This is a genomic window from Microbacterium sp. zg.Y909 (genome assembly GCF_024626565.1).
The window spans coordinates 1-9,684 of the sequence record NZ_JANJFJ010000147.1; the positions used below are offsets into that span (position 1 = coordinate 1).

At 67.6% G+C, this 9,684-nt stretch carries 9 protein-coding genes; 7 read left to right on the forward strand and 2 right to left on the reverse strand.

Features of this window, described 5'->3' with window-relative positions; genetic code table 11:
* Together NQ160_RS11875 and NQ160_RS11880 are read right to left on the reverse strand one after the other, a co-directional pair.
* Positions 1 to 368, reverse strand: a 368-nt coding sequence (locus tag NQ160_RS11875) for a GntR family transcriptional regulator (RefSeq protein WP_257515444.1), incomplete at its 3' end; no start/stop codon positions are given.
* Between the two features lie 105 nt (positions 369 to 473).
* A complete protein-coding gene (locus tag NQ160_RS11880; RefSeq protein ID WP_257515445.1) occupies positions 474 to 1,247 on the reverse strand; it encodes an enoyl-CoA hydratase/isomerase family protein in 774 nt (257 codons plus the stop codon).
* 68 nt (positions 1,248 to 1,315) lie between these two features.
* Between NQ160_RS11880 and NQ160_RS11885 the strand changes: the two genes are divergently transcribed.
* From NQ160_RS11885 to NQ160_RS11915, 7 genes are all read left to right on the forward strand, one after another.
* A complete protein-coding gene (locus tag NQ160_RS11885; protein WP_257515446.1) occupies positions 1,316 to 2,011 on the forward strand; it encodes a GntR family transcriptional regulator in 696 nt (231 codons plus the stop codon).
* 102 nt (positions 2,012 to 2,113) lie between these two features.
* Entirely contained in the window at positions 2,114 to 3,577 is a 1,464-nt protein-coding gene (gene tcuA / locus NQ160_RS11890; protein ID WP_257515447.1) for an FAD-dependent tricarballylate dehydrogenase TcuA, read from the forward strand.
* Positions 3,574 to 4,992 carry an MmgE/PrpD family protein gene (locus NQ160_RS11895; RefSeq protein WP_257515448.1) on the forward strand — a complete coding sequence of 473 codons (1,419 nt, stop codon included), beginning with the start codon at positions 3,574 to 3,576 and terminating at the stop codon, positions 4,990 to 4,992. The genes tcuA and NQ160_RS11895 overlap by 4 nt, the downstream gene beginning before the upstream one ends.
* A gap of 134 nt (positions 4,993 to 5,126) precedes the next feature.
* Complete coding sequence (locus NQ160_RS11900) at positions 5,127 to 6,134, forward strand: ABC transporter ATP-binding protein (protein ID WP_257515449.1); 1,008 nt, start codon at positions 5,127 to 5,129, stop codon at positions 6,132 to 6,134.
* Positions 6,131 to 6,949 carry an ATP-binding cassette domain-containing protein gene (locus tag NQ160_RS11905; RefSeq protein ID WP_257515450.1) on the forward strand — a complete coding sequence of 273 codons (819 nt, stop codon included), beginning with the start codon at positions 6,131 to 6,133 and terminating at the stop codon, positions 6,947 to 6,949. Before NQ160_RS11900 ends, NQ160_RS11905 begins: the two co-directional genes overlap by 4 nt.
* A gap of 34 nt (positions 6,950 to 6,983) precedes the next feature.
* Entirely contained in the window at positions 6,984 to 8,498 is a 1,515-nt protein-coding gene (locus tag NQ160_RS11910; RefSeq protein ID WP_257515451.1) for an ABC transporter substrate-binding protein, read from the forward strand.
* A gap of 7 nt (positions 8,499 to 8,505) precedes the next feature.
* Positions 8,506 to 9,513, forward strand: coding sequence for an ABC transporter permease (locus NQ160_RS11915; protein WP_257515452.1), 1,008 nt, complete (start codon positions 8,506 to 8,508; stop codon positions 9,511 to 9,513).
* Positions 9,514 to 9,684: the final 171 nt, after the last annotated feature.

Genomic DNA, 9,684 nt, shown 5'->3' on the forward strand with positions numbered 1-9,684 from the left:
TGGTCGTGAGTGGCGCGCAGCGCGCTCAGCGACGCCGCGTCGGCGCGTTCGCTGGCCAGTCGGGCGAGGAACCCCTCGACCTCCGCACGGAAGAGGTACAGGTCGCGCACGTCATGCGTGGGCATTTCGGTGACCGTCGCCCCACGGTGGGGGGAGTAGTCGACCATTCCTTCGGATTCGAGCCGACGCAGCGCCTCCCGAACGGGGGTCGCACTCACGCCATAGCGCGAGCTGACGTCGGTCTGTCGGATCTGCGCGCCCGGAGGGATGGTGCCGTCGCGCAACTCCTTCCGCAGACGCTGGAAGACGTATTCCGCCTTGCTGAGTGGCCGCTGGTCCGCGCTGGGCTGGTCGATCGATCCGTCCATCCGCATCTTCCTCGATAGGGAGCCTTCACTCTATCCACATAGGTCGACGATGTGGCCCCTTGCGCGGAGGGCGGGATGCCCCTCTATAGTGCGCGATCGAGCGCGTCAGCGGCCCACGAAACGGGGGGTGCGCTTCTCGGCGAATGCGCGGCGCCCTTCGGCACGGTCCTCGGTGTCGCGGAGCAGACCGAACGCGTAGCGCTCCGCAGCGATGCCGGCTTCGAGGGGGACCTCCTGAGACATGGTGACGAGCTTCTTCACAGCGGAGATCGCAAGCGGGGCGTTGCCGGCGATGGCCCGGGCGAGCTCCGAGGCGCGCTCCTGCAGGCGTTCGAAGGGGACGACCTCTTGGACGAGGCCGATGCGCAGTGCCTCCTCGGCGTCGATGCGCTCACCGGTGAGGATCATCTTCATCGCGTTCGGAACGCCCACGACGCGGGGGAGCAGCTGCGTGCCGGCGCTGCCGGGGATGCTGCCGATGCGCGCTTCCGGCAGTCCGAAGCTCGCGTTCGCCGAGGCGATGCGGATGTCCGCACGCAGGGCGATCTCGAGCCCGCCGCCCAGCGCGTAGCCGTTGATCGCGCAGATGGTCGGCTTGTCCACCGGGAAATCGGCCAGCAGGTGGTCGCTGCGCCCTCCGAACTCCTGGACGACGAGGCTGTCGGCGCTCGCCGGTGCGGACTTGAGATCCGCGCCGGTGGAGAACGACCTGTCGCCGGCACCCGTCAGAACGGCGACCCGGATCTCGCTGTCGTCCGAGATACGTCTGTAGATGGTGCGCAGCTCCGCGCGAGTAGGAGCGTCGAGGGCGTTCAGGGCCTCGGGGCGGTCGAGGGTGACCCAGGCGACGCCCTCGTCGACGGTCAGGTGCACGGTCATGATGCTCCTCCAAGAAGATATAGAGTATAGATAATATCTGCATTCTATACGTGGGGTAAATTGTGCGGATGAGTACACGCGAACCCGAGGCTGGGGCCGGACGGGCGGAGTCTTTCGAGAGGCCGCTGAGCAAAGCGGAATATGTTCTGCAGCGCCTGAGGCAGGAGCTCGTCGACGGGGCGATCGAGCCCGGGGCGCAGATCCGGCAAGGGGACATCAGTGCCCGCTACGGCGTCAGCGCCACGCCCGTGCGCGAGGCGCTGCGGCAGTTGGAGGCGGAGGGGCACGTCAGCTACTCGCCTCACCGCGGTGCGACCGTCAACACCATGCCCGAGGAAGACCTGTACGCGCTGTACCGCTTCCGTATCGAGGTCGAGAAGCTGCTCGCGGAGCTCGCCGTCGAACGCAGCGACGCGAGTGCGCTTGCGGACGTGAAGCGCAAGCACGAAGAACTCAAGGCCGCCGTCGCGGCGGGGCAGGGCGCCGAACGGCTCTCTCGGCTGAACCGGGAGTTCCACCTCGCGCTCATGCGCGCGGGAGCCCCGTACATCGCCGATCGCGTCGTAGGGCCGCTGTGGAAGACGGTGATCCCGACCTCGCAGAGCCAATGGGACAGTGGCGATTCCGTCACGGAGTTCCTCCACGCTCACGACGAGATCGTCGCCGCCATAGAGAAGGGTGATGCCGCCGAGGCCGGCAAGCTCGTGGGCGCGCACGTCCAGGACGCTTATAAGGAACGCCTCTCACGCCTCAAGGGCGACTGACGACACTTCTGAAACGTCTCCGTATAATCTATACAATCCTTTCTATATACGGTACATTCAGGGCAGCGGTCGATCGACGAAGTCGACCACCATGGAGGCGAAATGAGTGAGAAGTACGACGTCGTCGTCGTCGGCGGAGCCAGTGCAGGGTATGCAGCGGCGGTCGCCGCCAGTCATGCCGGCGCAGAGCGGGTGCTGGTCATCGAGAAGGCGCCACGCGACGAAGTGGGTGGCAACTGCCGATTCTCGAAGATGGGCTTCCGTGTCGTGCATGACGGCACGGACGACCTCTTCGAGCTGCTCAACTCCGATCAGCAGGAGGAGCTCAAGGGTCGCTTCAAGGTGCGCCCGTACACGAAGGAAGACTTCGCGAGCGACCTCAACCGCGTCACCAAGGGTCTGATGGACCCGGAGCTCGCCCGCACCCTGGTCGAGGACTCCCGCGACGCCATCGACTGGATGACCGAGCTCGGCCACAAGTGGCTGGCCTGGCAGACGCCGGTCGACCGCGACGGCATCCTCGAGTTCCCCCCGGGCACCGTTCTCGGCCCGGTCGGCGGCGGCCTCGGCCTCGTCGAGCAGTGGATCAAGATCGGCGACGAACTCGGCATCGAGCTGCGCACGGGCACCCGCGTCTCCGGCATCCTCGGCGACTCCAACCGGGTGCACGGCGTCGTCGTCGACGGCCCCGATGGTCGCACCGAGATCGAGGCGAAGGCGGTCATCCTCGCCAGCGGTGGCTTCCAGGCCAGCGCCGAGCGTCGCGCCCGCTACCTGCCCCCTGGCTCGGACCTCATGAAGGTGCGCGGCAGCCGGCACAACACCGGCGAGGTGCTGGACATGGCCGTCCAGCTGGGTGCGGACACGTCCGGGCAGTGGCAGGGCGGTCACGCCTCGCCCATCGACGCGAGCGCTCCCAACGTCGAGGTCGACAACAAGGTCAACCGCTACGCGTACCCCTACGGCATCTCCGTGAACACGAACGGCGAGCGGTTCTTCGACGAGTCCGAGCGCCACCGCACGTACACGTACGCCAAGACCGGCTGGGCCGTGTCGCGTCAGCCCGACGGCATCGCGTACCAGATCTACGACCAGCAGGCCACGGCGCTGTTCCCCGACGCGTACCGCTCGGCGACGCCCTACCAGGCCGACTCGATCGCGGAGCTCGCCGAGAAGATCGGTATCGACCCCGTTGCGCTGGAGCGCACCGTGTCGGAGTACAACGACTCCGTCAACGTCGCAGTCACCTACGACCCGACGGTCGAAGACGGCCGCAACGCCCAGGGCCTGGTGCCGCCCCACAGCAACTGGGCGCTGCCGATCGAGAAGGGCCCCTTCCTCGCCTACGCCGTCACCGGAGCGATCACCTTCAGCTTCGGCGGCGTCAAGACGAACGCGGACGGCCAGGTGCTCAACACCTCGCAGAAGCCGATCAAGGGTCTCTACGCCAACGGCGACATCGTCGGCATGTTCTATCACAACTACCCCTCCACCAGCGGCATGACCCGCAACGTGGTGTTCGGTGGCCGCGCCGGTGCGCATGCGGCCACCGAGGCAGGGCGATGACGACCCTCGCCGCCGACGTGCGGGTCACCCGCGCTGTGGCGGAGTTCGCCTCGGGCCTCGAGTACGCCCAGATCCCGACGGATGTGCTCGAGCGCACGCGGCTGCTGCTGCTGGACGGCATCGCCTGCGGGCTGGTGGGCGCCAAGCTTCCGTGGGCGCGCAAGGCGGTCGAGGCCCTCGCCATCGTCGACTCGGGCACCGGCGCGACGCTGTGGGGGTGGGGCAAGAGCGTCTCGCCCTCCAGCGCCGCGCTGCTCAACGGCACGTTCGTGCAGGGCTTCGAGCTCGACGACTTCCACGCCCACGGGGCGCTGCACTCCTCCTCAGTGGTCGTCACGGCGGCGATGGCGGCGGCGGATGTGCATCCGGATGCCACGATCGGCGACCTGCTGCGCGCCTTCACCGTCGGCTACGAGGTCGGGCCCCGCGTGGGCATGGCCATGGGCGGCGGACGGCTGAGCACCATCGGCTGGCACACCGGGTCGGTGTACGGCACGGCCGCTTCCGCTGTCGCGGCAGGCTCGGTCTTCGGGCTGGATGCTGCGCAGATGGAAAGCGCCATCGGCAACTCGGTGACGCGGGCCAGCGGCCTCATGTCGGCGCAGTACAAATCGATGGTCAAGCGCATGCACCACGGCATGGCCGCGCAGTCGGGTCTGGTGGGTGCCGCACTGGCGAGCCGGGGTTTCGTCGGCACGGAGTCGGTCATCGAGCATCCCTACGGAGGGCTCGCTGCGGCGATCCTGGGCGACGCCGGCGAGGCGGACTTCACCAAGCTCACCGACGGGCTCGGTGAGGAGTGGATCCTCAAGACCATCGGCATCAAGCGGCACGCATGCCTCATCATGCTGCACTCGACGATCGATGCGATGGTCGAGCAGCGCGCTGCAGGCCTGCGGGCAGAGGATGTGCAGAGCATCCGCATCGGCGTGAGTGAGAGCGTCGCCCGCCGCACAGCGTGGGAGATGGAGCCGCCTGGCGCGCCGCTCAGCGCCCAGATGAACCTGCGTTTCGCGACGGCTGTCGCGCTGCTGGACGGCGCGGCCTACGTCGAGCAGTTCTCCGGGGCCTCGCTCGCCCGACCGGAGATCTGGGACCTCATGCGCCGCATCGACGTGGTCCATGATCCGCGCATCGACGAGCTCGGGCGTGCCCGGCGCTTCGTCACCGATGTCGAGATCCGCCTCACGGACGGCTCGACGCGGACGTTGCAGACCACGCCGCCGCAGGATCGCGACTTCGACGGGGAGGGCGTCAGGACGAAGTTCCGCGGCCTGGTGGGCGGCCTCGTCACCGATGAACGACTGGCAGCGATCGAGGACTTCGTGCTGACGGCGGGCCCGGACACGCCCGCCGCCGCGCTCTCGGACCTGCTGGCAGCACCCGTCGAGCCCGCACTCGCGGACCTCGACTGAAACCTGGAGGCGGGTCGCCGAAATAAAACATGCGGCGACCCGCACATCCAGTATTCTATACTTTATATCTAGTAGGTCGGTCGGGCTCTCGGGCGATGGCGCAGCCTGCATTCCTGACGATGGGAGTGGAAACGATGAAGTTACCGACTCAGCAAGGCGGATCCGAGACGATCCTCCGAGTCGAGGGGCTCCGGGTGCAGTTCGGCGCGGTCAATGCGGTCGTCGACACATCGTTCGAGCTGCGCAAGGGGGAGTTCCTCGGCGTCGTCGGCGAGTCCGGCGCCGGCAAGAGCGCGACCGCGAAGGCCATCGTGGGGTTGCTCGCCAAGAACGCCAAGGTCTCGGGGCGCATCGAGTTCGACGGACACAACCTCGTGGAGGCATCCCGCTCCCACATGCGCAAGGTGCGTGGCCGCCGCATCGGCTACATCTTCCAGGATGCGCTGACGGCATTGGACCCGGTGTACACGGTCGGGTACCAGCTCGTCGAGGCGTACCGCGCGGCGAATCCCCAGGCGACGAAGGCCCAAGCGCGCCAGCGCGCCCTCGAGATCCTCGAGGAGGTCCAGATCCGCGACGCGAAGTCCCGGCTCGACGCCTACCCTCACCAGCTCTCCGGCGGCATGCGCCAGCGCGTCGCGATCGCGGTCGCGCTGATCGGCGACCCCGACATCATCATCGCCGACGAGCCGACGAGCGCCCTTGACGTGACCGTGCAGAAGCGCATCCTCGAGCTGCTGCAGAAGGTCTGCCGCGACCGCAATGCCGCCGTCGTCCTCATCACGCATGACCTCGGGGTCGTGGCGCAGACCTGCGACCGCGTGGTCGTGCTCTACGGCGGCATCGTCGCCGAGAAGGCCGGGATCTTCGACCTCTTCGACGAGCCGCGGCATCCCTACACCAAGGCGCTGCTCGACACGCTGCCCAAGCGCGGACAGAAGTCCGCGCTGCGCCCGATTCCTGGGCAGGCAGTGCCCGTCGTCGGCGAGGCGCGGGCCTGCCCGTTCGCGAACCGCTGCGCCTCGGCGACACCCGTGTGCCACCAGCAGCTGCCGCAAGCGGAGCAGGTCGGTGCAAGCATCGTGCGCTGCTTCAACCCGCTCCCGCAGCGGTCGCTCCTGGCAGAAGAGGTACTCCGATGACCATCGCACTCGACGTCCGCAACCTCGACAAGGTGTTCCGAGCGGGTGGCCTCTTCGCCAAGAAGTCGGCCGTCCACGCGGTGAACGATGTCTCGCTCTCGGTGCGTGAGGGGACGACGATGGGCCTGATCGGCGAATCCGGGTCGGGCAAGTCGACGACGGCCCGCATGGTGTGCCGGCTGCTGACCCCGGACAGCGGGCAGATCCTCTGGCACGGCAAGGACATCGTCAAGCTCTCGCGCAAGGACGCCGCCCAGGTGACGCGCGACATCCAGATCGTGTTCCAGGATCCGGGCTCCTCGCTGAACCCGCGGTGGCGCGTAGGATCGCTCGTCGCGGAGGGCATGCTGACGCACGGGCTCGGTGATGCGGCGCAACGCCGCGCCCGGGTCGCGGAGCTGCTGGAGATGTGCGGGCTGCCCGGCTCTGCCGCCGAGAAGTTCCCCCACGAGTTCTCCGGTGGTCAGCGCCAGCGCATCGCGATTGCCCGCGCGCTGGCCGTGGCGCCGAAGCTGCTCATCCTCGACGAGCCGGTCTCGGCGCTCGACGTGTCGATCCAGGCGCAGATCCTCACGCTCCTCCAGGACCTGCAGCGAGAGCTCGGCATGACATACCTCATGGTGTCGCATGACCTCGCTGTGGTGGAGCAGTTCTGCGACGACGTCTGCGTGATGCGCAACGGGCAGGTCGTCGAGCAGGGCGATGCGAGCAGAGTGCTCACCTCGCCCACCGCGGAGTACACGCAAGAGCTCATCAACGCCCATCCCGAGCCCGATCCGCGACGATCGCGACTTCGGGTTGAGAACGGAAGGTAAGACAGTGAATCCCCAGAAGCAACGACGCTCCAGGATGACCCGCACGCCGGCGCGGGCGATCGCCGTGGGCCTGGCCGGCCTCGCGCTGGTGCTCACCTCCTGTGCGGGCGGATCGGGCCAGGCCTCCGGGTCGGTGCAGGGCACGGAGCTGGTCATCGCCCAGACGGAAGCGGTGCAGACGTTCGACCCGGCCGCTTTCCGAGGGCGGGCGACGCAGTACGTCGTGCGGCAGATCATGACCCCCCTTATGGAGCTCGACAACGACCTGCAGGTCATCCCCGCTCTCGCCACCGAGTGGGAGATGGTGTCGGACACCACCTGGCAGGTGAAGCTGCGGGACGACGTCACCTTCACCAACGGTGAGGTCTTCGACGCCGCCGCGGTGAAGTACAACTTCGACCGCATCCTCGACCCCGACACGGCGTCGCCGCGGCGTTCTCTCGTGGTCACCCTCGACAGCGTCGAGGTCGTCGACGAGCACACCGTCAACTTCCACACCACGCAGCGCGACGGGGCCTTCCCCCTCGCGCTCGCCTACATCGAGATGGCCGCGCCCGGCTATATGGAGGAGGTCGGTCCGGAGCAGTTCGCGAAGAGCCCGATCGGCACCGGCCCGTTCGTCTTCGTCAGCGACAATCCGGGACGCGGCATCATCCTGGAGCGCAACGAGGACTACTTCGGCGAGGTGGCCAAAGTCGAGCGCCTCGTGATCAAGGTCATCCCCGAGACGGCGAGCCGCATCGCGGCGCTGCAGTCGGGCGAGGCGCACATCATCGGCAACGTGCCCGCGGACCTGGCCGCGACGCTGTTCGGCAGCACCGAGGCCGTCTCCGCCTCGGGCACCGAGGTCTGGCACCTGGGGATGCAGGTCGAGCGCGGTCAGTTCGCCGACAAGAGCGTCCGCCAGGCGATGCAGCACGCGGTCAACCAGAAGGAGATCGCCGAGGCGGTCTTCGAGGGCGGAGCGGAGCCGCTGAACCAGCCGGCGTTCCAGAACATGAACTGCTACAACCCCGACTTCGAGGGCTACGACTTCGACCCCGAGAAGGCATCGAAGGTCCTCAGCGAGCTTCCCCCCGTGACGCTCGACACCGTCGAGAGCGAGAAGTACGTCGCCGAGGCGATCGCCGGCCAGCTGCGCGCGGCCGGGCTGAAGGTCAACGTCAACTCGATGGAGGACGGCGCCTACCTCGCCCGCATCAACGCGGGGGACAGCGAGCTGTACCTGGCCAGCTGGGGTGCCGGTCGCGGCACCTGCGACGAGATCTGGCGTCAGCACTTCCACAGCTCGACGCGCGAGTCGCAGGTGTTCACCGGCTACACCTCCCCCGAGGTCGACCGGCTCATCGACACCGCGTTCAGTCACGTCCCCGACATGGACGCGGCGAACGAGTACTACGAGCCGCTCATCGAGATGCTGATGGATGACTCCCCGTGGGTTCCCATCGTCAACCCCGACCAGATCTACGGCGTCTCCACGTCGGTAAAGGGCTTCGTCCCCTCGCCGATCGGGCAGTACAACGTCACCGGCGTCGAGTTGAAGGAGTGACGGCGGCATGATCGGCTTCATCGGACGCAGAGTCGCACAGGCGCTGCTGGTTCTGTTCGGCGCATCCATCATGGTGTTCCTCCTCGTGCGCGTGCTGCCAGGGGATCCGGTCGATCTCCTGGCGGCGGAGGAGGGGGCCACTGCGGAGCAGCGGGCGCTCCTGCGTGCGGAGATGGGACTGGACCAGCCTCTGCCGCTGCAGTACGCGACCTTCATCCTCCAAGCCATCCGGGGTGACCTCGGCATCTCGATCACGCAGCGCATCCCGGTGTCGACGGCGCTGGTGGAAGGGCTCGGCGCGACGCTGCAGCTGACGATCGCGGGAATGATCGTGGCCGTGCTGATCGCGCTGCCGCTCGCGCTCATCTCCGCGCTGAAGCAGAACAGCGTCTGGGACCGCCTCGGCACCGTCGGCAGCATGTTCGGGGTCTCGATGCCCACGTTCTGGCAGGGGATCATGCTGATCCTGCTGCTCTGCGTCGCCTTTCCGATCTTCCCCACCGGGGGGATCATGGGGTCCTCGTACAACGTGCCGGTCGTGACCTACCTGCCGATCGTGGATTCGATCATCGCGGGATCCCCGGATGCCGTCTGGTCGAATCTCCGGCACCTGGTGCTGCCGGCGATCACCCTCGGCACGTCCGCGGCGGCGATGCTCACCCGGCTTCTGCGCGCCAGCCTGCTCGAGGTGAAGAACCAGGACTTCGTCGACGCGCTGCGCGCCCGCGGCATCTCCGACGGCAGGGTCATCATGCACATGCTGCGCAACGCGCTGCCGACGACGGTGATCGTCTTCGGCTCGAAGCTCGGCACCCTGCTCGGCGGCACCCTCGTCATCGAGGTCGTGTTCAGCTGGCCCGGGCTCGGAGCGCTCCTGGTCGAGGCGATCAGCGCCCGCGACTACCCGGTGGTCCAGGGTGCCGTGCTCGTCGCCACGATCATGGTGATCCTCTGCAACCTGCTCGCCGACGTCGCCCAAGGGTGGCTCGATCCGCGCGTGCAGTACGCGAAGTGAAGCGGAATCGGAGAGAGAAATGACATCATCCATCTACGTTCCGCGCACCGAGTTCGATGCACGCGGCCCGGCAACGGGCGTGGTCACGACGCGGCTCGCCAAGCGCAAGCGTGCCCGCCCGCCGATCTTCGTGGCGGTGCCGATGCTCATCATGCTCGTGTTCCTGTTCGT